The sequence below is a fragment of the Stenotrophomonas sp. genome, from assembly GCF_050737575.1.
Classification (GTDB): domain Bacteria; phylum Pseudomonadota; class Gammaproteobacteria; order Xanthomonadales; family Xanthomonadaceae; genus Stenotrophomonas.
The window spans coordinates 671,180-696,336 of sequence record NZ_JBOHXW010000001.1 but is presented as its reverse complement, the minus strand read 5'-3'; the positions used below and the strand labels follow the sequence as shown (position 1 = coordinate 696,336).

The following is a 25,157-nucleotide window of genomic DNA, read 5'->3' as shown; positions in this document are numbered from 1 at the left end:
TATCGGGCCGTCGCGACGGCTTCTGCCGCGCCGGGCATACGTCGTTTTGCAGTGGGAAAGGGGCCGCTGCAATGACGCGGTGCCTGGGACAAATGGATCTTTGATCAGGGGACGAGCATGAAGGGATTGGGATTGGGATTGGGGATGCTGCTTGCGCTGGTGTTGCCGATGGGCAGTGCGTGGGCGGCGGTCGATCTGGCGCAGTTCATCCGCAAGGATGATTTCAACGACATCAAGATTTCGCCTACGGGCAAGTACTACGCGGCCACTGTGCCGCTGGAAGACAAGACCGCGCTGGTGATTTTCACGCGTGACGGCAACAAGAGCGCGGGTACGTTCATGCCGGGGCGCAATGCGCATGTGAGCGAGTTTGATTGGGTCAACGACGAGCGCGTGTTGATCAGCGTCGCCGAGAAGTACGGCATGTTGGATGAGCCGCAGCTCACCGGTGAGATCTACGCCATCAATGCCGATGGCGGCGGCGCCGAACTGTTGGTCGGTTATCGCGTGCAGGACAACGGGCCGGGGACGCGTATCCAACCCAAGCGGGCGGAGCGGGTTGCGGCGTTCTTGACCGACACACTTGCCGCGGATGACCGCTATGCCGTGGTTTCGGTGTGGCCGGAAGGCGATGACCCATTTACCCGCGCCGACAAACTGGATGTCTACAGTGGCCGGCGTAATACCCTGGCATTCGCGCCGGTACGTCGTGCGCTTTTCACTACGGACAATACCGGTGAGGTGCGTTTTGCACGGGGCGCCGGTACGGACAATGCGAGCAAGTTGTACCACCGGCAGGCGAAGGGAACCGAGTGGCAGTTGATCAACGATCAGCTCGGCACCGGTCGTATCGAGATTCCGTTGGGCTTCTCCGCCGATAACCGGCTTGCCTATCTGCAGATTCATGGCGATGGCCCGGGAACGGACAAGATCGTCAGCTGGGACCCGGTCAGCAATGAGCGAAAGACGCTGCTGCAGGACATGGGTGCCGATCCGCTGACGATCATTCAACAGAATGGGACATCGGTACCGGCGGGCACGCAGGTGATGGATGCGCGCTATCGCAATATGTTCTTCGACGATGCATCGCCCGAGGCGCGGCAGCATCGCAGTCTGGAAGCCGCGTTCCCGGGGCAGGCGATCCGCATTACCTCCAGTACCCGCGATGGCGCGCTGCAGTTGGTGCAGGTGTGGTCGGGCAATAATCCTGGCGATTTCTATCTGTACGAACCGGCGATCAAGAAGGTCGGCCATGTGGTGAGCGCCGGCAGCTGGATCGACCCGGACAAGGCCGCGCTGGTGGAGCCTTTCAGCTTCGCGGCGCGTGATGGCCTGCGCATCGGCGGCTACCTCACCGTGCCACGTGGTGTGACCGGCGCACGGCCGCTGGTGGTGATGCCGCATGGTGGGCCGTTCACCGTCTTTGACCAGTGGCGGTACGGCAAGGATGCACAGATGCTGGCCGCCGCCGGTTACAGCGTCATGCAGGTGAACTATCGCGGCTCGGGCAACCAGGGTTCGGCGTTCCTGCGCGCCGGCGCACGTCAGTGGGGCGGCACCATGCAGGACGACCTTACCGACGCCACGCGTTGGGCGATAGCGCAGGGGCATGCCGACGCCTCGAAGATCTGTATTTATGGCGCCAGTTACGGTGCTTACGCCGCCTTGATGGGCGTTGCCAAGGAGCCGGCGTTGTATCGCTGTGCGGCAGGTTATGTCGGCGTCTACGATCTGCCGATGATGCAGCGCGAGGACGGCCGCAAGCGCCGTAGCCTGGGCAACTGGAGCAAGGACTGGGTAGGTGAGGATCAAACCGCCTTGGCGGCGGCATCGCCCAACCGTTTGGCTGATCGCATCAAGGTGCCGGTGTTTCTTGCAGCCGGTGGCGAGGATGAGATCGCGCCGGTTGAGCACACCCGCATGATGGAGGCAGCGCTGAAGAAAGCGGGCGCGCCGGTGCAGTCGTTGTATTACGCCACCGAGGGCCATGGGTTCTATACCGAACCGCACCAGCGCGAGTACTACAGTCGCTTGCTGGCGTTCCTTGCTGTGCAGCTTGGCGGCGATACCGCCCAATAGGGTTCAGCAGCGCCGGGCGGTGACTTCGTATCGACATCGCCCGGTAGTGACATTTGCAACGGGTGTTTCATCACCTGCGCATCACCAGCCTGTTTGCGTGGAAATTGTTTGTGAAGTAACGCGAAACTGATCGAATTTTTCTTTCACATTATTCCTTTGATCAGGTGGAAGGAGGGCCCCGGCAATACCGGGGTTTTTGTTTTTCAGGGGTTGGTGTGCGTGGGATGAGTCAGTCCGTTCATCGGGAATGAATTGAGTTTGATGCTTAAAACAAGGCGTTTATTCGATGCGCTGGATATTCAATCACCCAGCTTTCACCTTTGTAAATTCGTTGCGTGGAACCGGCGCGCCCTACATTAAATCGCCTTGAAATCATTACGTCGCCTTCACGGGGGGCGCGGCATTTTCGGCGCGAAGGTGTTCAGGTGGGGGACATCTTGAAGGGACGAAGTGGTCGTCGCGCATCGGCGGCTGACGCTTCGAGCTACACCTCATTGATGACGTGTTGGAGTCGTTACATCCCCGCGATGTACGGCGATTTCATTCGTGCGATGGAAAGCTCGAGAGGGAAGAATGGTGCAGCTGCTCACAGCGGACAACGCAGTACAGAACAGTCGCTCTTTGCGCCATTGGGCCATGCGGATGCTGGGGCTGGTATTCGTGCCGCTACTGCTGGGCTGGATGCCTGCCGCCATGGCGGCCAACCTTGAGATCACCAATCTTTCCGAAGTCATCGACCCAATACCGGCCGGCGGTGTCATCGAATACAAGTTGACCATCCATAACGGCGGCCCGGAGCCCGTGCCGGATTCCGTTGTGGCATTTGACCTGCCTGCAGGCACCAGCGCCATCGACCTGCCGGCGTATTGCTCCGTCGATGCGCTGGTAAGCACCCGGGTGGTGTGCATCGTTCCGCAGAACCTGGCCAACGGGGATTCGTTCGATATCGACCTGAAGGTGAGCACCGTGGGGCTTGGACCTTCCACCGTGGACATTACCGCTGCGGTGGGCCGTCAGCCAGCACCAAATCCGCGCACACCGCTGGCAGACCTGCTTCCCTCCGATCCCTTCTTTGCGGGGGATCCAAATACTGACGACAACCTTGAGACGCAGAACACCACGCTGATTGCTGCGGGTGATCTGCAGATGGAGAAGACCGGTACACCGAATCCGGTGCCGGCCGGTGGCGAAGTGACCTACACCATCACCGTCACCAACAACGGACCGAGCGTATCCACCAATTTCAACGTTACCGATGCCTTGCCGAGCGGCGTGACTTATGTGGCCGGCAGTGCGCAAAGCGCGAGCGGCGGTTGGACCTTCAATAATCAGAACGGCACCCATGCCGGTGCGCTTGCTGTGGGAGCGAGTGCAACGTATACCTTCAAAGGCAAGGTGAACGTGGCCAGCGGCAACCTGGTCAACAGCGCCACCGTCAATGCGGTGGGCACCCCCGATCCAAACGCAAGCAACAACAGCGACGATGCGGCGGTGACGGTCGCTGCGGGCGCGGACCTGGCAATCGGCAAGACCGCGTCCCCCATTCCTGCATTGCCGGGGGAATTGATCACTTTCACGGTGACCGTGACCAACAACGGGCCCAGCCCGGCTGAAAATGTGTCCTGGACCGACCCGATGCCAGACGGCTTCCTGATCGAAAGTGGAAGCACCATCGCGGGCTGGGACTGCAGCACCAATGCCGTCAACACTGAGCGGAGCTGCGCCTTGCCGTCGCCAGCCACGCTTGCCGTGGGTGCCAGTGCCACCTTCACGATTGTCGCGCGCGTGCCACTGACAGGGCCTGGCAGTAGCGGGCCGGTGGCCAATACCGCGTCGGTCAGCGGTTCGCTGCCGGATCCTGATCCCAGCAACGACGAGGCGACGGCCAACTTCACGGTGTTGCCCAACGGCGCGGATCTGAGTCTGACCAAGAGCAAGGCACCGCAGCTGGTGCCCACGTGGCCAGGCCCGGGTGCAACGCCGCCGGCCGGAAGCGGTTATATCGTCACGTCCACCATCAACGTGAACAACATCGGCCCAGCACCTGCCACGAGCGATGTGCAGGTGGTTGATCAGCTGGCGGTGGGTGAGGAGTACTTCCCGTCCGACACCACGCCCTGGACCTGCTTGCCCACGCCGTATGTGCCCGGTTCTCGGCAGACTGTGACCTGTACGCTCAAGGCTGACCAATATCCGGTACTGGCTGGGCAGACCAAGACGCTGAAGCTGCAGAGCTTTGCGCATCCGGAAGCAGAAGGTTCGCCGCTCACCAACAATGCCTGTACCGGTGGCAGTGGTGGCTCTTTATCGCCGGGGACCGACAGCGGCCTGGGTGACCCGAACGGCGCCAATAACTGCTCTGGGGGCACCATCACGCCTTCGCCGCTGCGTTCGGATCTGAGTGTGGCCAAGCGGACCAATGATGTGGGCACCACCGACAACACGTTGCCGGTTGGCTACACCGGCATGAGCTACACCATCACGGTGAGCAATGCCGGCCCGGACGATACGCGCGGTGTGGTGGTCGAAGACACCCTGCCAGGTTTCCTGCAGGGGCGGACCACGGCAACGACGGTGGATCCAAGCGGCTGGACGTGCACGGTCAGCGCCACCGGTACGCTGCATTGCGAATCCGGCACTACCCCGCTAGTCGCGGGTACACCGGTCGATATCGTGGTGAATCTGAGCGGTCCGTTGGCTGACAGTGCCTCGCGTCCTGCGGGTCCGTGTGGTGCGGCCATGGCGCCGGCGGGGGCATGGTGCAACACCGCCGGCGTGGGCATCGATCCATTTGTGCCCGGTGCTGCCGGTGAGATCAACCCCGTCAACAACACCGGTTCGGACTATGTGCGGGTGCCGCGCGTGTCCAACGTGAAAACCGAGGCCAAGACCATTACCGGCGGCAATCCCGGCAATGTCGGTATCAACTCGACCTACCGCATCGACTACCGTAACGAAGGTCCCTCGTCGGCACCGGGCGTGGTGTTCCGCGATGTCATCCATCTGCGTGGCGATGACCCGGGTTTCACCTTGGTTACCGACACCCGGTCTGGTGGTGGAATCAACGCGTGCGTCCCGTCTGTCACGGGCGGGGTGACCCTGTTGCCGGGGTCCGGTGGGTTGAACAATGTCTCCTCACTGGGGGCAGGTCCTGGCACGCTGGTGCTGACCTGCACGCCGCTGGATCTACCCGGTGGCCAGCAGCAGAGCATGACGGTGGTGATACGCCCGTTGGACGACCCGACAGGGACGGGGCAGCCACGCGTCTATGCCAATACCGCGGACTTCTTCTTTGACCGTGATGGCGACGGCGCGCCGGATCCCAGTGCTGGCTCTGACGCTTTTGGTGACTTTGAGTACAACAACATCGCCACAGTTGCCGATGACGAGAAAGAAGCCGTATTGACGGTAGGCGAAGGCGACGTGGACCTGGTGGTCAACAAGCACGACACCGGTTTTGCCGGCGGCGTGGACCCGTTGGGCTACGATCCCAACAACCCGGACGCAAACTTCATCACCTATCAGGTGACCGTGCAGAACCTGGGGCCATCGGTTGCCAGCAGCGTCAAAATCACCGACACCATCACCCCCAATGCCGGCAAGACGGTGGAGTTTATCGGGGCCTCGCCGACAGCGACGGGGACATTTTCGCCGATTCGTTGCACCGTGACCGGTGGCAGCAACCCGATCACCGGCGGCAGCCTGGTGCTGACCTGCGACATGCCTGGATCGGGGTTCAGCGACAGCGAAACCATCGGCGTGGTCGATGCCGGCGCTACGTCAACGCTTTATCTGCGTTACCGCTACCAATCCCAGCCGGGAGCGGGCGGCGACACGGTGGAGAATTCGGCCGTCGCCTCATCGGCCGAGCCCGAACTGAATCCCGCCAACAATCAGGAAGACGAGACCACCGCCATCCGCAGCAAGGTGGACCTGGCCATCGTCAAGCAAGCCGTTTCGCGCACCACCCCGCCAAGTGCCGACCCCGCCGTGGCGTTGCCGCCGGTGCTGAGCACGGTGTCGATCCGTGAGCCGTTTTTCTGGGTGTTTGACGTGGAAAACCGCGGGCCGGGCAACAGCTTGTCGCGTCTGCGTACCGGCACCAATCCGCTCAACGGCACCGGTACGGTGATCACCGATACGCTGCCGCCGGACATGGTGGTGACCGGTGCGCCGATCACCTGGCGCAAGGTGGGCCCCAATATTGCCAGTCTGTCCGACGAGCAGCCCAACGGTACCGGCAATTGCACGCAGAGCGGGCAGATCGTCACCTGCAATGTGGGCGACGTGACGTCTGAAGGTAGCAACCACGGCCGCGTGCGCGTGATCATTCCGGTGCGCTGGGACGTGATTCCGCCAGGCGGCAGCGCCATCAATACCGCCACGGTCGGCACCGAGCAGGTGGACAGCGACCCGAACAACGACACCTCCACCGCACCCATCAAGGTCACTGCATCGAGTCTGGCCGGCACCGTCTTCCAGGATCGCGATCGCGCCGGCAGCAATGGCGGTGTGCCGCAGGACGCCACGACCGAGCCGCGTATCGGCAGTGTCACGCTGGTCCTGACCGGCACCGATGCGTATGACAACCCGGTCAACTCGACCACCAGCACCGATGGCAACGGTGACTACCAGTTCGATCTGCTGTCCCCGTCCGATGCACGCGGTTACCGCATCGTGCAGACGCAGCCGGCCGGCTTTGCCAACGGCCCGGTGGATCCGCCGGTCAGCGGACCGTTGGCGCCATCGTTTGGCGGTACCTATGCGGCCGGTACACCCGACTCCAACTACAGCGCCATTCCGGTGCCCGCCGACAGCGATGGCGTGCGTTACAACTTCCCGGAGTTGAGCAACGCGCGCCTGGCGGGCTTTGTCTATGTGGATGTGGACTACAACAACACGCGTACCGTCGGCAGTGATCCACCGATTGTTGGCGCGACGGTGGAGTTGCTCGACGCCGCCACGTCTGCGGTATTGAAGACCGCGACGACGGATGCAACGGGCGCATACCAGTTCATTGATCTGGATCCCAACCGCATCTACACGCTGCGTGAAGTGATGCCGGCAGGCATGTACCGGAACCGTCCGTCGGCGGTCAACCCGGGCACCATCAACGGTGCGGCATGCAGCAGCGGCTGCGTTGCGGGCACGGGCGTGGGCGGTGATGCGCCCACCACTGACCGCATCAGCCAGATCGATCTGCGCCAGGGCATCGGTACGCAGGAAGGACTGGATTTCAACTTCGGCGAAGAACCCACCGGCAGTTCACTGGCCGGGCGTGTGTGGCTGGACGCCAACAACAATGGTCTGATCGACAGCGGCGAAACCGGCATTGCCGGGGTCACCATTTCCCTCAGCGGCACCGCCCAAGGCGGCGTGGCGGTGAGCCTGGGCCAGACCACGGATGCCAACGGTGCATACCGTTTCCTGGGGCTGTCGCCGGGCACCTACACCGTTACCGAACCCGAGCAGCCGGCCGACACGCGCAACGGCATCACCGTGGCAGGCAGCACCGGTGGCACGGTCACGGCGGTGAGCGTCACGCCTTCGGTCATCAGCGGCATCGTGCTGGCCATCGACGAAGCGAGCATCGACAACAACTTCGGCGAAATCGGCAGCTCGTCCATTGCCGGTCGCGTGTATTACGACAACAACAAGAACGGCATCATCGACGCCGACGAGTCGGGCATCGCCAATGTCACCTTGCAGCTCACCGGTGACGATGACCTGCCGCCGGGCACCGCCACGCGCGCGATCATCCCGCCGCGTACGGTGGTGACCGACGCCAACGGCGCTTACCTGTTCGACAATCTGCGCCCGGGCACTTACACCGTGACCGAGCCCACGCAGCCGCCGAACACCACCAATGGCATCACCACGCCGGGCACCGTCGATGGCGCGCCGATGGGTGTGGCCACGCCGGTAACTACCGTGCCGTCGGCGATCAGCGCCATCACCTTGACGTTCGCTCAGGCGTCCATCGAGCAGAACTTCGGCGAAGTGGCGGATACCCCGGACCTGGTGGTCAGCAAGAGTGCCGACCCGACGCGTTTCACCGTCAACAATCCCGCCAGTTACACGGTGCGCGTGCGCAACATCGGGCCGCAGCCGAGCATTGGCAGTTATCAAGTGGATGATCGTCTGCCGACCGGCGTGACCTTGAGTGCAACGCCGACCGGTAACGGCTGGACCTGCAGTGGTGCGCCGGGTGCAGATCGCTTCAGCTGCACCCACAGCGCCGTCATTGCCAGCGGTGCGACGCTGCCCGATGCAATCACCGTGAATGTTGCGGTGGGTGCCGCAGCGGCGGCCGCATCGCCGATCCACAACGCGGTGATCGTGCGCGGTGGCGGCGAAGATACCGACCACATGCCGTCGGTGGCCGAGCAGGGCGCATTTGATGGCGATGTCACCCAGTTGCCGATATGCGACCCGGCCATCACCCAGAATGCGTGCCGCGTGCAGACCGAAGTGCAGGCCGCCGCATCGCTGTCTGGCACGGTCTGGTTCGACATCGGCAGCGATGACGCACTGCTCGACGGCGGTGACGTGCGCCTGCAGAACTGGACCGTGGAGTTGTTCGACAAGCTCACCAACACGGTTGTCCGTACCGCCAGCACCGGTGCGGATGGCAGCTATCGTTTCAATGACCTGTTGCCGGGCACGCGCTTTGAAGTGCGCTTCCGTCATCCGCAAAGTGGTGTGTTGTGGGGCTTCCCGGTGACCGGTGAAACCGCCTCCGGCCCGGCCGCGCCCTGCGATTCGGATGCCGCCATCGCCAATGGCACCGCCAGTACCTGCCGCGTCGATGCCGACGGCATCACCCAGTTGGAAGTGGTGCTGCGTTCGGGCGACAACCTGCCGCAGCAGAGTCTGCCGGTGGACCCGAGTGGTGTGGTCTATGACGCGGTCACCCGCAACCCGGTGCAGGGCGCGATTGTCACCTTTGCCCCCAACGGCATGTGCGCCGGTTATGACCCGGCCACTTCGGTGCTCAACGGCGGGCAGGGCGGTTACAGCATCGACGGCGACCGCATCTCGATGACGGTGGGCAGCGATGGCTATTACCAGTTCCTGCTGGGGCCGGCTGCGCCCAGCCGTTGCGAGTTCACGCTGACGGTGACGCCGCCGGGCGGCTACACCTTCAAGTCGGTGATCATCCCGCCGGAAGCCAGCAGCTTGTCGCCGCCGGGTGCATCGGGCACCACCTTCAGTGTGCAGCCGCAAGCCTCCGCGCCGACCGCGCCGGTGGGCACGGCGACGCAGTACTTCCTGGCACTGTTTGCCGGCTCGGGCACGGCCAACATCGTGCACAACCACTTGCCGTTGGATCCGGCCGTGTCGCCGGGCCTGGTGATCAGCAAGACCGGTGACAAACAGGTGGTCGAAGTCGGCGACACGATGCTCTACACCATCAGCATCCGCCAGACCGCTGGCGAGCCGTTGAACACGGTCAACGTCATCGACAACCTGCCGCCGGGCTTCACCTACATCAACGGCACCGCGCGTGCCGATGGCCGTGGCATCGACGATCCCTTCGGCAAGCCGGGCCCGCGCTTGGTGTTCAACGTCGGCCCGATCCGTCAGGGTCAGCAGATCCTGCTGAACTACCGCGTGCGCATCGGCGTCGGCGCGATGCAGGGCGACGGCATCAACCGCGCGCAGGCGCACGGCTGTTCCACCGATGGTGGCTGCGTTGACCCGGGCACCTTGTATCCCTACCCGGGCGGTGTGCCGTCCAACCCGGCGCAGTACCGCGTGCGTGTCACCGGTGGCGTGTTCACCGATGAGGCCTGCGTGCTGGGCAAGATCTTCGTGGACAGCAACAACAACCACCTCCAGGACCGCGAGGAAATCGGCATCCCGGGCGTGCGCTTCTACTTCAACGACGGCACCTGGATGGTGTCCGACTCCGAAGGCAAGTACAGCTACTGCGGCCTGCCGCCGAAGAGCCACACTTTGAAGGTGGACAACAGCACCTTGCCGCACGGCGCACGCCTGATCACCAGCAGCAACCGCAACCTTGGCGATGCCGACAGCCTGTTCATCGACTTGAAGAATGGCGAGCTGCACCGTGCCGACTTCATCGAAGGCAGTGGTTCCAACGAGGTGCTGGAGCAGGTCAAGGCCCGCCGCACGCAGGGTGAAATCAGTGCGCCGGAACGTGAGCTGCAGGGCCTGCCGTTGAGCTTCCAGGCGCAGCCGCTGATGGCGCCGACCGGTGCAACGGATTCGGCAAACCAGCAACCAAGCATCGTCGCCCCGCGTGGCACGTTGCGGCCGGAACCGGCATCGGTGAGCAGCACGGGCGTGCCGATGCAGGGCGTGGGCACCACGGTGAATGGCGTGACGACGACGGTTGCGTCGGCAAGCGGTGATGCGCTGCCCTCCAATGCGGTGACGAGTAATGGCTTGCCAGTGTTGGGCAGCGGTGTGTCCGCAGCCGAGCAGGGCAGCAACGTCGCGATGCAGGCCGACGACCGTCGCTTCGACGCGGTGCTCGGCTCGAACGTGCCGGCCATCCCGCAATCGCCGGCATCGACCAATGCCTCGCCACAGGCGATCAATGTGCAATCCGGCACCGTGGATTACAGCGTCAACACCGACGTTGAACTGGTGCGCGTCAACGTGGACCGCGACGGCGTGCCGGCCGACGGCCAGTCGCCGGTGCATGTGGTGGTGCAGCTGCTCGGCGCCGACGAAAAGCCGTTGCCAGGCAAGCGTTTTGCCACCGTCGAATACAGCGGCGGGCGCGTGCGTCTGACCGGTGGCGGCACCGACGAGTTCGGGCCGGGCAGGTTGGATGCCGACCGTGGCACGCCGGGCATTCAATTGCCGGTGGAGAACGGCCGTGCCGAGTTCGATCTGCTCGCACCGGACGTGCCGCAGGATGTGCTGCTGCGCATTACCTCCGGCGGCGTGGCGGCGGAAAACACGGTCAGCTTCCTGCCGGAAATGCGCGAGCTGCTGGCGACCGGCCTGGTCGAAGGCATCGTCAACTTCCGCAACGGCGCGGCATTGGAAACCGCCCGCCGCGACGACGGCTTTGATCGCGACATCCGCCGTTGGGAGCGTGATTTCAACAACGGCAAAGCCAACGCCGCCGCGCGCACCGCATTCTTCGTCAAGGGCAAGATCAAGGGCGAGTACCTGCTGACGGCCGCGTATGACTCGGACAAGGAAGTGCGAGGCCGGTTGCTGCGCGACATCCAGCCGGAAGAGTTCTATCCGGTCTACGGTGACTCGTCGCTGCGTGGCTTCGACGCCCGCTCCGCCGAGCGCCTGTACGTGCGCATCGACAAGAACCGCAGCTACCTGATGTACGGCGATTTCCAGACCGGCGACACGCTGACCACGCAGACCGGCATCACCGCCAGCGGCAAGGCCGTGATGCGCAGTCTGGGCACGTACAACCGCACCGCGACCGGCTTCGGTTGGCACTTCGAGGGCAAGCGCGTGCGCGGCAATGTGTTCGCCATGGAGGATTCGCTGCGTCAGGTGATCGACGAATTCCCCAGTCAGGGCAGCGGCCCGTATGCGCTGAGCAACAACGCGGTGCTGGAAGGCAGCGAGCGGGTGGAAGTCATTACCCGCGACCGCAACCAACCCAGCCGCATCATCAACGTGCGTGCGTTGGGCCGATTGGTGGATTACAGCTTCGAGCCGTTCTCCGGTCGCATCCTGCTCAACAGCTTCCTGCCGGGCTTCGACAGCGAGTTGAATCCGGTCTCGCTGCGCGTCACCTACGAGTTGGATCAGGGCACGGAGAAGTTCTGGGTGTACGGCGTGGACGCGCAGTTCCGCGTCAACAAGTACATCGAGGTCGGCGGCGCGTATGTGAACGATGAAAACCCGTTTGCACCGTTCAAGATGGGCAGCGCCAACGTGGGCTTCCGCTTCGGGCCGAACACCTGGATGGTGCTGGAAGGTGCGCGTACCGAAAGCGAGGTCAACACCAACTCGATCAACCAGTACGCCACCCCGGGGCTGCAGAACCTCAGCGGCGATGTGGCCGGTGATGCGTACCGGTTGGAGTTCGCACACGACGGCAAGCAATTCGATGCACGGGTGTTTGCCGGCCGCAGCGATCCGGCGTTCAACAACCCGTCCTCGCCGCTGTATGGCGGGCGCGGCGAGTACGACCTGGAGTTGAACTGGGCGGTCAACGAGCGCTTCCAGATTTACGTGGAAGCGATGCGCAGTGAAGACCGCAATCCGCAAGGCGGCGACCGCAACGCGGCCGGTGCCGGTGTGCGCATCGACGCGACCCAACGCCTCACCTTGGACCTGGGTGTGCGTGCGATTCGCGAGACGGTCGGTGCGTACTCGCCGTGGTCGATATCACCGCCGTTCGGCAACAGCGGTGGCCTCAGTGGCGGCTTTGCGACTGGCTCGGCCGGTGGTGCGCTGGGCTACGGCCAGCAACCGCTGGATCCGCTGACCGGGCTGCCGATCATCCGCAGCGAAGGCACCGTGCCCAACTCCAGCCTGCCGGTGGGCACCGAGTTGGAGTCGGACAGCGTGCATGTCGGCGCCGGTTACAAGCTCAGCGACAAACTGGTGCTGGGTGGCGAGTACGAACAGGACGTCAACGGCGAGGACCGCAACCGCTTTGCCCTCGGCGCCGATTACCGCCTGCGCGAACGCAACCGCCTGTATGGCCGTTACGAAAAGCAGACCGGCCTGACAAGTGCGTACGGCATCACCACCACCGACCGCGAAAGCGATGCACTGGTGTTCGGTGTGGACAGCACCTACTTGAAGGACACCCAGGTGTTCAGCGAGTACCGCCTGCGTGATGCCATCGCCGGTCGCGATGTGCAGATGGCGTCGGGTATCCGCAACGACTGGAATGTCACCGAAGGCCTGCGCCTGAGCACCGCCGCCGAGCACGTCAAGATCTACGACGGCAACACTGGCGACGCCACCGCATTGGCCCTGGGCCTGGACTACAGCGCCAACCCGCTGTGGCGCGGCGCGATGCGGTTGGAGTACCGCATCTCCGGTGACGTCGACGGCACGCTCGATACCAACGAGGAGTTCAACACCACGTTGTTCCAGCTGATGTGGGCACGCAAGCTCAACCGCGACTGGACCTTGTTGGCCCGCAACTACCTGCTGTCCACCGACTACAAGGCACGCGGCGATGTCATGCAGGACCGCTTCCAGTTGGGCGTTGCCTACCGCGATACCGACCGCAACCGCATCAATGCCTTGGCGCGCTACGAGTACAAGCTGGAGTCGGACAAGAGCGGCATGGGCATCAACGGTGCGCCCACCCAGGACATCGGGCAGGACATCCGCACCGCCGCGCATATCGTCTCCACGCATGCCGACTGGCATCCGTCGCGGCCGTGGTGGCTGACCGGACGCATCGCGGCCAAGTGGCAGAAGGATCGCTTTGCCTATGCCGACGGTGATCGGGTGAATGACAGCTTCCGCGGCGTGCTGATCTCGGGTCGCGTGGTCTACGACATCACCGAAAACTGGGACATCGGCGTACTCGGCACCACCTTCCGCGGTGACTACGGCGCCAACCAATACGCCTACGGCATGGAACTCGGACGGCTGCTGCGACAGAACCTGTGGCTGTCGGCGGGCTACAACTTTGTCGGCTTCGCCGCCGACCCGGATCTGGCCGGCTACGAGTACACCGACGAAGGCGCTTTCATCCGTCTGCGGTTCAAGTTTGACGAAGACTTGTTCCGTCGCGACGACCACCGTTACCGCAAGCCGGCGCAGCAATGAGGACACCGGACATGACATTTCGCCGCACGCGATTGATCACGGCTTTGATGTTGGCCACCGCCTGTGCCGCGCCCTCGTGGGCGCAGCAGGAGGCCGCCGGGCAACGCACCGAGTTGCACCCGCAGAAGCAGCGCATCACCGACGAGGCGCTGTACGCGGATCACTCGCGTTACCAAGCCACGCAGGACCGCATCCAGGCATTGAACGATGGCGGCCGCCCGGTGCGGGACTATCACCTGTCCAAGGCGCAATGCTGGCTGGACGTGTCCTTCCACGAATACAGCCGCAACGACCGCAGCGATTTTCCGCAGGCGGCGCTGGACGAATCGGTGAAGCTGATCGACGGCATGGAACGTGGCGTCACGCCGATGCCGACCGACACGCCGTTGGTGAACGACGCCAAATACCTGCGCGCCGATTTGTGGCAACGGCTGAAGCTCATCCACGGCACACCGGGGTTTGAGTGCGCGCAGCAGAAAGTGGCCTGCGGCGAAGTGGAACTGGTGCACGCCGGCAACGAGTTCAACCAGCAGCAGTGGCGTCATTCCAAGCCGTACATCCAGATGGCCGAGGATCTAACCAATCAGGCCGAAGCCTTGGCACGCCAATGCGTGCCCCCGGCGCCGCAGAACATGACGCTCACCGCCAACGTGCTGTTCGACTTCGATCGCGACAGCCGCAAACACATGCGCGAGGAGTCTGTGCGTGGCGCGGATGAAGCACTGCGGCGTATCGCTGAAGAGAAGCTGCGCATCGTCAACGTGCAGCTGGTGGGCCACGCCGATCGCCTGAAGGGCCCGAACGACCAATACAACCAGGGCCTGTCCGAGCGCCGCGCGCAAACCGCGCGCGAATACCTGATCAGCAAGGGCATCGCCGCCGACAACATTCACTACGAATGGCGCGGCGACCGCGAGCAAGTGCAGGCCTGCGACGGCATGCGCGGCGAAAAGCTGAGGGAATGCCTGTTACCCAACCGCCGCGTCGAAGTGAAGTTCCAGGTAGAACGCGCAGCACCGCCGCGACCGTAGTGCTGAGCCACGCTCGGCGGGGGCCTCACCGATAAACCCCCAGCGGAGCACGGCTCCGCTCTACAGGTGCGGCTTCAACGCACCCCGTGCATCATCCGCTTCAGCAACGGCGACACCAAGAACGCGACCACCGCGCAGCCCAGCCCAATCCACATCAGCAGCCAGAACAGGTGTTCGTAGCGCGCTGCCGCATCGGTGATGTTCATCACCTCGCCTTCGGGCACATCAATGGCGGCGAGCTTGCCGAACAGGGCGGCAAGCGTCTCGGAAAATGCCGTTGCCAGGAACCAGGTGCCCATCATCAGGCTGACCACGCGCGGCGCCGCCAACTGGGTGACCGCCGATAAGCCCACCGGCGACAGACACATCTCGCCGATTTCGAGAATCAGATAGGCCAGCACCAACCACCACACGCTGGCCATCTGCCCGGTGAGGCCGACCTGTTGTGCAGCCATTGCCAGCGGCACGAAGGACAGCGCGGCGAACACCAGACCGAAGGAGGATTTGATCGGCTTGGAAGGGTCCAGCCGGCGCTTGTCCAGCCATGCCCACAACGCGGCAAACAACGGCGCCAGCAGCACCAGGAACAACGCGCCGAGATAGGTGAGCGAACCGGCGGTCTGCGGCAGCACCAGACAGTCGCGCACCAACAACACCAGCATGGCCAGCACGATCACGGCGAACAGCGTGCGCGGTGCTTTGGAGGCGGGATTGCGCTCGGACAACCGCGCCGCCACCACGAAACCCAGCGGCGCCAGCAGCAGCGACACCATCGACCACGGCAACGGCGTGCCTTCGCGCACGACCAGCGATGGCACCAGATCCTTGGTCAACAAACGGTCGGTGAAGGTGACCCACGATCCATAGGTCTGCTCGTACAACGTGAAGAACACCAGCGCCATGAAGATCAGCACCATCAGCGCGATCATCTGTTGACGCTGTTCCGGCGTGCACTGCGTGCCGGTGAACCAGGCAAACCACAACAGCACGCCGCCCAGCACCACGATCATCAGCATCAACGCCAGGCTGATTTCGCCGCCGAGTGCGAACGCGCCATTGGCCGCCGCCCACATCAAGGCCGCCACCGGCACGATGGCGATCACCGCCACGGCGTAGATCAGCCACTCGCGCGGCATGCCCAACACGCGCTCACGCAGCGTCGCCGGCTGTGCGGGTTCGGCATGGCCGTGCAGGTATTTCTGGCCCCACAAAAACATGCCCAGTCCGACCAGCATGCCGATGCCGGCCGCGCCGAAACCGTATTTCCAGCCATAGGCTTCGCCGAGAAAGCCGCAGACCAGCGAGGCGAACAGTGCGCCCAGATTGATGCCGGCATAGAACAGTGAGAAGCCCGAATCCCGGCGCGGGTCGTTGTCCGGGTACAGCTTGCCGACGATGGTGGAGATGTTGGGCTTGAGGAAACCCACGCCCATGATGATCAACGCCAGCGATAGATAGGTGACGCCGAGCGCGGCTTCGTCGCGAACCACTTCACCGGCAACGCGATGCGCTTCGTGGCCCTCGAACGCCATGCCGGCATGGCCCAGCACCAACAGGATGCCGCCGAACACCACCGCCTTGCGCATGCCCAGCCAACGGTCGGCGAGCATGCCGCCGAACACCGGAATGCAGTACACCAAGCCGCCGTACGCACCCAACAGGTCGAGCCCGGCCTTGTCGCCGAACAGGTGGTACTTGGTGAGGTACAGCAACAGCAGCGCCTTCATTCCATAGAAGGAAAAACGCTCCCACATCTCGGTGAAGAAACAGACGTAGACGCCCTTGGGATGGCCCAGGAAATCGTCAGTGCCGGTCACGGGAAGCGAAGCGGAAGACATGGGCAGCGGCCAGAACAAAGCGAGCCGGCGAGTATAGGGGCGAGGGCGGGTCAGCTTTGCGGCACTGCGGCAAGGTGCTGTGTTGGTGCCGTGCGCTGTGCCCAATCCGGGCCCCGGATGTACTTTGCCCCGCGTGATGCGCCATCCCGACTGGACTTGCTGTTAAGCGAGCGTTAGCGTGGCAACGGTTTTTTTGCCATCCAAGGGCTTTACATGAACAACGCTGCGCCTGCGCAGCTCACATTCCGCGCGGTGGTTCTTGCCATCGTGCTGGCTGTGGTGCTGTCCGCTGCCAATGCTTACCTGGGCCTGTTTGCCGGCCTGACCATCGCCACCGCCATTCCGGCCGCCGTCGTCTCGATGGGCGTGCTGCGTCTGCTGGGCGGCGGCACCATTCTTGAAAACAACATCGTCCAGACCGGCGCCTCGGCCGGCTCGTCGATTGCCGCCGGTGTGATCTTCACGATCCCGGCGCTGGTGATCATGGGGTACTGGCCGGACTTCAAGTACTGGTGGGTGCTGGGTATCGCCGGCCTCGGCGGCCTGCTGGGCGTGCTGTTCTCGGTGCCGCTGCGGCGCTCGATGATCGTCGAAGATCCGCTTCCCTTCCCGGAAGGCAAGGCAGCTGCGGAAGTGCTCAAGGCCGGTGAAAACCCGGGCCCGGGCATGAAGATCCTCGGCATCTCGGCGGCCATTGGTGGCCTGGTCAAACTGGCCGCCGCGTCGGGCCTGCGCATCTTCCCCGATGCCTGGGCACAGTCGGCCTACATCGGCAGCTCCAAGATCACCGCCTTCATCGGCACCAATCTGTCGCCGGCGCTGCTGGGCGTGGGCTACATCGTCGGCCTGAATGTCGGCATCGTGGTGCTGTCCGGCTCGATCCTGTCCTGGCACATTGCCATCCCGCTGTATCAGGCGTTCTTCCTGGGCGGCAACCCGGACCTGGCCGCCTCGCTGGCCAATGCCGGCTCGGCCGATGCAGCGTTCGCCATCTGGGGTTCGCAGATCCGTTACCTGGGCGTCGGCGCCATGCTGATCGGCGGCGTCTGGACCCTGTTCTCGCTGCGCAAGTCCTTGTTCAACGGCGTCAAGAGTGGTTTTGCCGCTGCCCGCAAGAGCAGTGGCCCGGCGCTGGCCGAGACCGAACGCGACCTGCCGATGAAGTGGATGCTGATCGCGCTGATCGCCTTCACCCTGCCGCTGCTGGGCCTGTACCAGGCCATCGTCGGCCAGTGGCATGTGTCGATCCCGATGACCATCATCATGATCGTCGCCGGCTTCCTGTTCGTGTCGGTGTCGGCCTACCTGGCCGGCCTGATTGGTTCGTCCAACAACCCGGTCTCGGGCATCACCATCTCCACCATCCTGTTTGCCTCGGTGGTGCTGGTGCTGCTGCTGGGCAAGGACGGCCTGACCCCGGTCGGCATCGGCGGTGCTCCGCTGGGCGCAGTGGCCGCGATCATGATCGGCGCGGTGGTGTGCTGTGCCGCCGCCGTCGGTGGTGACAACCTGCAGGACCTCAAGGCCGGTTACCTGGTCGGTGCGACGCCGTGGAAGCAGCAGTTGATGCTGGGCATCGGCGCGTTCTCCTGCGCACTGATCATGGCCCCTGTGCTGAACCTGCTGGCCCATGCCTACGGCATCGGCGCCCCGACCGCTGAGCATCCGAACTCGCTGGCGGCACCGCAGGCCAACCTGATGGCGTCGGTGGCGCGTGGTCTGTTCGGCGGTGAACTGCCGTGGACGATGATCGCGCTGGGCGCAGGCGTTGGTGCAGTGATCATTGCCATCGACGAGTGGCTGAAGAAGACCGGCAAGCGTTTCCGCGTGCCGGTGCTGGCCGCTGCCATCGGTATTTACCTGCCGCTGGAACTGATGGTGCCGATCTTCCTGGGCGGCCTGCTGGCCCACCTGGTCGAGCGTTTCCACAAGCTGCGTGCCGACGATGAAGAAGGCCGTGACCGCGTGCACCGCCCGGGCGTGCTGTTCGCCGCTGGCCTGATCACCGGTGAAGCGTTGATGGGCATCGCCATCGCGGTGCCGATCGTGGTCAGCGGCCAGGGCGACATCCTGGCGTTGCCGCTGGGCGGCTTCACCGATACCTGGGCCGTGCTGTCGTCCTGGGTCGGCTTGTTCGTGTTGTTCCTGGTCGGCTTGATGCTGTATCGCATCGGCAAGAAGGGCGAGCCGGCGGCGAAGGCTTAAAGCCGACTCGGCTGGTGACCCTGCTGTCCCTTCTCCCGCTTGCGGGGGAAGGTGCCCCGCAGGGGCGGATGGGGGGCTTTGGTTTGGCGCGAGTGACGGCCAAAGCCAAAGCTAAAGCCAAAGCCAAAGCCAAAGCGCCCTCTCCCCAACCCCTCTCCCGTAAAGGGAGAGGGGCTAAGAAGCAAAGCAACAAAGCCGCCTTCGGGCGGCTTTGTTGTTTCTGCCGTTTCCCTTCTCCCCTTGCGGGACAGCAGCCCCCTTCTTGGGGGAAGGTGCCCGAAGGGGCGGAAGAGGGGAGCTTTTGCTCCGGCTTACTGTTTTGCATAACGCTCTGCTGGGATTTCATCCCAGCCTACGAAGGCTGAGCTGCCTCTCACCAACCGCCTTCCGTAGGTGGGAGAACGCCGCAACCAACCCCAATGAAGCATTCCACTGGCAAAGCCCTATTCAAGCGGCTTTGCGGTTTCCGGCGGTTTCCCTGGCATGACTTCAAGCCTTTGCCACAGGGTGAGCTCGCCGCCTACCATCGGGGTTTGCCTTTATCCGGGAAGATGCCCATGAAGCTCCGTCACGCCCTGTTGCCGCTGTGCCTGTTGGCGGCCCTGCCGTCGCTGGCCAATGCGCGCGGTTTTGAAGTCCGCGACATGGTCAAGCTGGACCGCGTATCCGCGCCGCTGCTGGCTGCCAATGGTGGCCAGGTGCTGTTTGCCAAGCGCGTGGTCGATGCCGACCTGAAGGCCAGCAGCAGTCTGTGGATTCGCGATCTGCGGACCCGCGACATCGCGCCGCCGCGTCAGTTCACGCCGGAAGGCTGGAACGTCAACTCCGCCTCGCTGTCGGCCAATGGCCAGCGTGTGTATTTCCTCAGTGCCAAGAACGGTAGCCAGCAGCTGTACGCGATGCCGCTGACTGGCGGCGCGCCGCAGCAGCTGACCGATTTCGCCGCCGATGTGGACAGCTACCACGTCTCGCCGCAGGGCGACCGCGTGGTGTTCAGCGCCAACGTGTTCCAGGACTGCGGTTCGGACCTGGAATGCACCAGCAAGCGTCTGGAAGCAGAAAAGGCCAGCAAGATCAGTGGCCAGGTGTACGACAGCATGTTCGTGCGTCATTGGGACACCTGGGCCGATGGCCGCCGCAACACGCTGTTCGTGGCAACGCTGCCGTCCGGAAACGGCGCCGCAGCGAAGGGCGCAACGGCAATCAGCGCGTCGCTGGCCGGCGATGCGCCGTCCAAGCCGTTTGGCGGCAATGATGATTTCGCCTGGTCGCCGGACGGCACCTCGGTGGTGGCCAGCATCCGCGTGCAGGGCAAGAAGGAACCGTGGTCGACCAACTTCGATCTGTACCGGCTCGACCTGGCCGGCAAGAAGCCGGCGGTCAACCTGACGGCCGCCAACCCGGCCTGGGACGCCGGCCCGGTGTTCAGCGCTGACGGCAAGACCTTGTTCTACCGCGCGATGAAGCGCCCGGGCTTCGAGGCCGACCGCTTTGCATTGATGGCGCGTGACCTGACCAACGGCAAGGTCCGCGAGATCGCACCGCAGTGGGATCGTTCGGCCGACGGCATCACGCTGTCCGCAGATGGCAGCACCATCTACACCACCGCGCAGGACATGGGCGAACACCCGTTGTTTGCGGTGAAGGTGTCCGACGGTTCGGTCAGCAAGGTGGTCGGCGACGGCAGCATTTCGTCTTTCGACATCGCTGGCGACACGTTGGCCATCAGCCGCAATTCGCTGGTCAGTGGCGACCAGGTGTTCACCGGCACGACCGTTGCCGATGCACCGCTGCGCGCCATCACCCAAAGCGCCGCCGAGATGCTGCCGGACGTGAACTTCGGTGGGTTCGAGCAGTTCTCGTTCGAGGGCTGGAACAACGAAACCGTGCACGGTTATGTGGTCAAGCCGCACAACTACCAGGAAGGCAAGAAGTACCCGGTCGCGTTCCTGATCCACGGCGGCCCGCAGGGCAGCTTCGGCAATGGCTGGAGCTACCGCTGGAACCCGCAGACTTACGCGGGCCAGGGCTACGCGGTGGTGATGATCGACTTCCACGGTTCCACCGGCTACGGCCAGGCGTTCACCGATTCCATCAGCCAGCATTGGGGCGACCGCCCGCTGGAAGACCTGCAGAAGGGCTGGGCTGCGGTGCAGCAGGAATACAGCTTCCTCAATGGGCAGAAGGCCTGTGCGCTGGGCGCCAGCTACGGCGGCTTCATGGTCAATTGGATTGCCGGCAACTGGAATGAGCCGTGGAAGTGCCTGGTGAACCACGACGGTGTGTTCGACCAGCGCGCCATGGGCTACGCCACCGAGGAGCTGTGGTTCACCGAGTGGGAGCAGGGCGGCACGCCGTACGATGTCCCGCAGAACTATGAGAAGTTCAACCCGGTCAACCACGTCAGCAACTGGAAGAAGCCGATGCTGGTGGTGCAGGGCCAGCTGGATTACCGCATCCCGGTGGAGCAGGGCCTGGCCACGTTCACCGCGCTGCAGCGGAAGGGCATCGAGTCCAAGTTCCTGTACTTCCCGGATGAGAACCATTGGGTGCTCAAGCCCAACAACAGCGTGCAGTGGCACGACACGGTCAATGACTGGTTGAAGCAGCACATCGGTCAGTAATGCAGTGGGGAGGCGCGTGGTGAACGCGCCTCCTTCTTGTTTCAGGGTTGGCGGCGAAGTGACTGCCAATCTTCCTGTCAACAATTACATGGAGGTTTTGCCATGGGTACTTTCAGCATCTGGCATTGGTTGGTTCTGTTGTTCCTGTTTGCGGTGTTGGTCGGTGGCATTGGGGGGATCGTCTGGCTTGTCAGCCGTGCAGCGAAGTCATCGCCGCGTCCAGCGGCGTCGAGCACGACGGAAAGCCGTCTGCAGCAGTTGGAAGTGTTGAAGACAAAGGGCCTGATCAGTGAGGCCGAATACGCGCAGCAGCGTGCTGCGATTGTCTCCGGCATCTAGTGCATCCATGCCCTGACCGGGGCTGGGGAAGTAGTGGGGTTATCCCGGTCGTGGGTGGCAGGGCATAGGCGAGGGAGTCGCCGCAGTAGGTCGTTCCTGCGCTATTTCTGTCTTCCGTCGTGGAGCGGTGCTGCTGCAGGTTTTTCCTTGCGGGCGCCGATGCGCTCGCTTTTAGGCAGCCAAGGGGATCAACGATGATCGCAGCCGCAACCGGCGCACTCATCAGCAATGACATCATCGTGTTCGGCCTGATCGCCGCCACATTGGGCGTTATTTTCTGGACATCCGGCAGCAGCCAGCCGCTGCTGAAAAAGTTCTACAGCTTCGTGCCGGCATTGTTGCTGTGCTACTTCATTCCCGGCATCTACAACACCTTCGGTTTGATCGACGGTGAAACCACCAAGCTCTACAACCCGATCGCGCGCGACGTGTTTCTGCCCGCCGCGCTGGTGTTGCTGACCCTGTCCATCGACCTGAAAGGCATCATCGGCTTGGGCTGGAAGATGCTCGCCATGTATGTGGCCGCCGTGTTGAGCATCATGCTCGGCGCGCTGGTGGCATTCCAGTTGATGTCGTGGTTTCACCCGGAAACCGTGGCGGGTAGCACCTGGGGCGGCATGGCCGCGTTGGCCGGCAGCTGGATTGGCGGCGGCGCCAACATGCTGGCGATGAAGGAGATATTCGAGGTCGACGCGACCACTTTCGGCCAGTTCGCGGTGGTCGATGTCGGCGTTGGTTATGTGTGGATGGCGGTGCTGATTTTCTTTGCGTCGCGTGCACCGGCCATGGATAAGCGCAGCGGCGCCGATACCACCGCGCTGGATGATCTGCGTGATCGTGTGGCCAGCTATCAGGCCCAGCACGCACGTATTCCCGGCTTGGGCGACATGATGGTGATGGGCGGCGTGGCGTTCGGCACGGTCGCGTTGGCGCATGGTCTGGCCAGCCCGATTGCCGGCTGGTTCGCCGCCAACGTGAGCTGGTCTTCATCGGTGAGCATGGACAAGCCGTTCGTCTGGGTGGTGCTGTTGGCGACTTTCATCGGGCTGGGCCTGAGCTTCACCCGCGCGCGTGAGTTGGAAGGCGTGGGCGCGTCGAAATGGGGCTCGATGTTTCTGTACTTCCTGATTGCCTGCATCGGCATGCAGATGGATTTGCTGGCGCTGCTGCAGAAGCCGTGGTTGTTCGCGCTGGGCGTGATCTGGATAGGCGTGCACATCGTGCTGCTGTGGTTTGTCGGCAAGCTGCTGCGCGTGCCGTTCTTCTATTTCGCCATCGCCTCGCAGAGCAATATCGGTGGCCCCGCATCGGCTCCAGTGTTGGCGACGGCATTTCATCCGGCATTGGCGCCCGTGGGCGTATTGCTGGGGACGCTGGGGTACGCGGTGGGTACTGGTGCGGCGTATGTAGTCGGGATTGCGCTGAGGGCGATGGCTGGGGCGGGGTGAGAGTGGGGGTAGGTAGCTTTCCCCCTCTCCCCAACCCCCGCTCCGCGCCCCGGCCCTTGCGTTGACGCAAGGGCACTCATCGGATCGCGAACCAATGGTTCGCAAACGCTCCTCTTCGTCCCGCAAGGGGAGAGGGGCTTTAACGCTGCAGTTGCGAGAAATGCTTCAACTTGAAGTGATCCGAGCCCCTCTCCCCTCGCGGGAGAGGGGTTGGGGAGAGGGGGAGGCTAAAACGCCGCCTCATTAATCCCCACACCATGCTAGGCTCTGCCTCCCCACGCCACGTCACCCAACGTGGCGTTTTTATTTCCCTTCGATCGACAGGAAACAGGCTTTATGCCGACCGAAAATACGCCCGCACTCATCACCAATGACATCGTCGGACTTGGCCTCATCGCCGCCACGCTGGCCTTGATCTTCTGGTTGTCCAGCGGGCCAACCCCGTTCTGGAAAAAAGTCTTCAGCTGGGTGCCGGCGTTGCTGCTGTGCTACTTCATCCCGGCCATCTACAACACCACCGGGCTGATTGATGGCCACACCACCAAGCTCTACAACCCGGTCGCCCGTGACGTGCTGCTGCCGGCGGCGCTGGTGCTGCTCACCTTGTCGATCGACCTGAAAGGCATCATCAAGCTCGGCCCGAAGCTGCTGATCATGTTCGTCACCGGCACGGTGGGCATCATGCTGGGTGCGGTGGTGTCGTTCCAGGTGATGAAACTGATCCACCCGGCGACGGTGACCGGCGACACCTGGGCCGGCATGGCGGCATTGGCCGGCAGCTGGATCGGTGGCGGCGCCAACATGGCCGCCATGCGCGAGACCTTCAATGTCGATGCCACCACTTTCGGCCAGTTCGCGGTGGTGGATGTGGTGTGCGCCAGCATCCTGCTGATGCCGGCACTGATCTGGTTGGCTGGTCGCGCGCAGGGCATCGATGCACGCAACGGTGCCGATACCTCGGCCATCGACGACATGAAGCGCCGTATCGCCGATTACGAGGCCAAGAGCGCACGCATTCCGACCCTGACCGACCTGATGATCATCGTCGGCGTGGGGCTGGGCATCGTCGGTGCGGCCCATGCGCTGGCCGAGCCGCTGGCCAGTTGGTGCGGGCAGAACCTGGGCTTTGCCAAGCAGGCATCGCTGGACAACCAGTTCGTGTGGGTGGTGATGCTGTCTACCTTCGCGGGCCTGGCACTGAGCTTCACCAAGGTGCGCAATCTGGAAGCGGCCGGTGCGTCCAAGGTGGGCACATTGTTCCTGTATTTCCTCATTGCCTGCATCGGCATGCAGATGGATCTGCTCTCGCTGCTGGAGCGGCCATGGTTGTTCTTGCTGGGCGTGATCTGGATGGGCACCCACGTGCTGCTGCTGTACGTGGTCGGTCGTCTGCTCAAGGCGCCGATGTTCTTCCTGGCCATCGGCTCGCAGGGCAACGTGGGCGCGGCGGCGTCGGCGCCGGTAGTGGCGGCGGCGTTCCACCCCAGCTTGGCGCCGGTGGGCGTGCTGCTGGGCACGGTGGGCTATGCCACCGGCACGGTGCTGGCGTACATCACCGGCCTGATGCTGAAGTGGATGGCCGGTGCGTGAGAGAGGGCGGATGACTTGGTAGAGCGCAGCCATGCTGCGTTGATATCGGCAATGCTTCTGCCGAGCACAGCTCGGCACTATGTGCCTCGTCCTGCTTGTGGCAGATAGCCTGGCCTCTCTTTTGGCCAGGGACACCCGACGCACTGCGTCGGGTGTCCGCATTTTCAGCGATGGGTGGGGACGCTCTCTTCAGTAGCTAGCTGATCAGGGTGGTCCGCACGGTGGTTTTGCGACAGCTGCACACCCGCAGCGCTT

At 63.5% G+C, this 25,157-nt stretch carries 9 protein-coding genes; 8 read left to right on the top strand and 1 reads right to left on the bottom strand.

Features of this window, described 5'->3' with window-relative positions:
• Positions 1-117 precede the first annotated feature (117 nt).
• The 3 genes from ACREP4_RS03125 to ACREP4_RS03115 all read left to right on the top strand — a co-directional run bounded on the left by ACREP4_RS03125 (position 118) and on the right by ACREP4_RS03115 (position 14,858).
• On the top strand, positions 118-2,079 hold the full coding sequence (locus ACREP4_RS03125; protein WP_431594726.1) for an alpha/beta hydrolase family protein: 1,962 nt from the start codon (positions 118-120) through the stop codon (positions 2,077-2,079).
• 576 nt (positions 2,080-2,655) lie between these two features.
• On the top strand, positions 2,656-13,827 hold the full coding sequence (locus tag ACREP4_RS03120) for an SdrD B-like domain-containing protein (RefSeq protein ID WP_431594725.1): 11,172 nt from the start codon (positions 2,656-2,658) through the stop codon (positions 13,825-13,827).
• 11 nt (positions 13,828-13,838) lie between these two features.
• Positions 13,839-14,858 carry an OmpA family protein gene (locus tag ACREP4_RS03115; RefSeq protein ID WP_431594724.1) on the top strand — a complete coding sequence of 340 codons (1,020 nt, stop codon included), beginning with the start codon at positions 13,839-13,841 and terminating at the stop codon, positions 14,856-14,858.
• A 74-nt stretch (positions 14,859-14,932) separates the two neighbouring features.
• Here the strand turns inward: ACREP4_RS03115 and ACREP4_RS03110 are convergent, their stop codons facing one another.
• On the bottom strand, positions 14,933-16,696 hold the full coding sequence (locus ACREP4_RS03110; RefSeq protein ID WP_431594723.1) for a peptide MFS transporter: 1,764 nt from the start codon (positions 16,694-16,696) through the stop codon (positions 14,933-14,935).
• A gap of 213 nt (positions 16,697-16,909) precedes the next feature.
• Here ACREP4_RS03110 and ACREP4_RS03105 point away from each other — a divergent pair, with 213 nt between their 5' ends.
• From ACREP4_RS03105 to ACREP4_RS03085, 5 genes are all read left to right on the top strand, one after another.
• Complete coding sequence (locus ACREP4_RS03105; RefSeq protein WP_431594722.1) at positions 16,910-18,901, top strand: OPT family oligopeptide transporter; 1,992 nt, start codon at positions 16,910-16,912, stop codon at positions 18,899-18,901.
• Between the two features lie 557 nt (positions 18,902-19,458).
• Positions 19,459-21,525, top strand: coding sequence for a prolyl oligopeptidase family serine peptidase (locus ACREP4_RS03100; protein ID WP_431594721.1), 2,067 nt, complete (start codon positions 19,459-19,461; stop codon positions 21,523-21,525).
• Positions 21,526-21,627: 102 nt separating this feature from the next.
• On the top strand, positions 21,628-21,864 hold the full coding sequence (locus ACREP4_RS03095) for an SHOCT domain-containing protein (RefSeq protein ID WP_431594720.1): 237 nt from the start codon (positions 21,628-21,630) through the stop codon (positions 21,862-21,864).
• A 197-nt stretch (positions 21,865-22,061) separates the two neighbouring features.
• Positions 22,062-23,312 carry a DUF819 domain-containing protein gene (locus tag ACREP4_RS03090; RefSeq protein ID WP_431594782.1) on the top strand — a complete coding sequence of 417 codons (1,251 nt, stop codon included), beginning with the start codon at positions 22,062-22,064 and terminating at the stop codon, positions 23,310-23,312.
• Positions 23,313-23,648: 336 nt separating this feature from the next.
• Entirely contained in the window at positions 23,649-24,902 is a 1,254-nt protein-coding gene (locus ACREP4_RS03085) for a DUF819 domain-containing protein (protein ID WP_431594719.1), read from the top strand.
• The last annotated feature ends 255 nt before the right edge of the window (positions 24,903-25,157 follow it).

Bases quoted from the DNA above. Each gene is read 5' to 3' on its own strand.
- ACREP4_RS03125 (WP_431594726.1), top strand. From the start codon at position 118: ATGAAGGGATTGGGATTGGGATTGGGGATGCTGCTTGCGCTGGTGTTG.
- ACREP4_RS03115 (WP_431594724.1), top strand. From the start codon at position 13,839: ATGACATTTCGCCGCACGCGATTGATCACGGCTTTGATGTTGGCCACC.
- ACREP4_RS03110 (WP_431594723.1), bottom strand. From the start codon at position 16,696: ATGTCTTCCGCTTCGCTTCCCGTGACCGGCACTGACGATTTCCTGGGC.
- ACREP4_RS03105 (WP_431594722.1), top strand. From the start codon at position 16,910: ATGAACAACGCTGCGCCTGCGCAGCTCACATTCCGCGCGGTGGTTCTT.
- ACREP4_RS03100 (WP_431594721.1), top strand. From the start codon at position 19,459: ATGAAGCTCCGTCACGCCCTGTTGCCGCTGTGCCTGTTGGCGGCCCTG.
- ACREP4_RS03095 (WP_431594720.1), top strand. From the start codon at position 21,628: ATGGGTACTTTCAGCATCTGGCATTGGTTGGTTCTGTTGTTCCTGTTT.
- ACREP4_RS03085 (WP_431594719.1), top strand. From the start codon at position 23,649: ATGCCGACCGAAAATACGCCCGCACTCATCACCAATGACATCGTCGGA.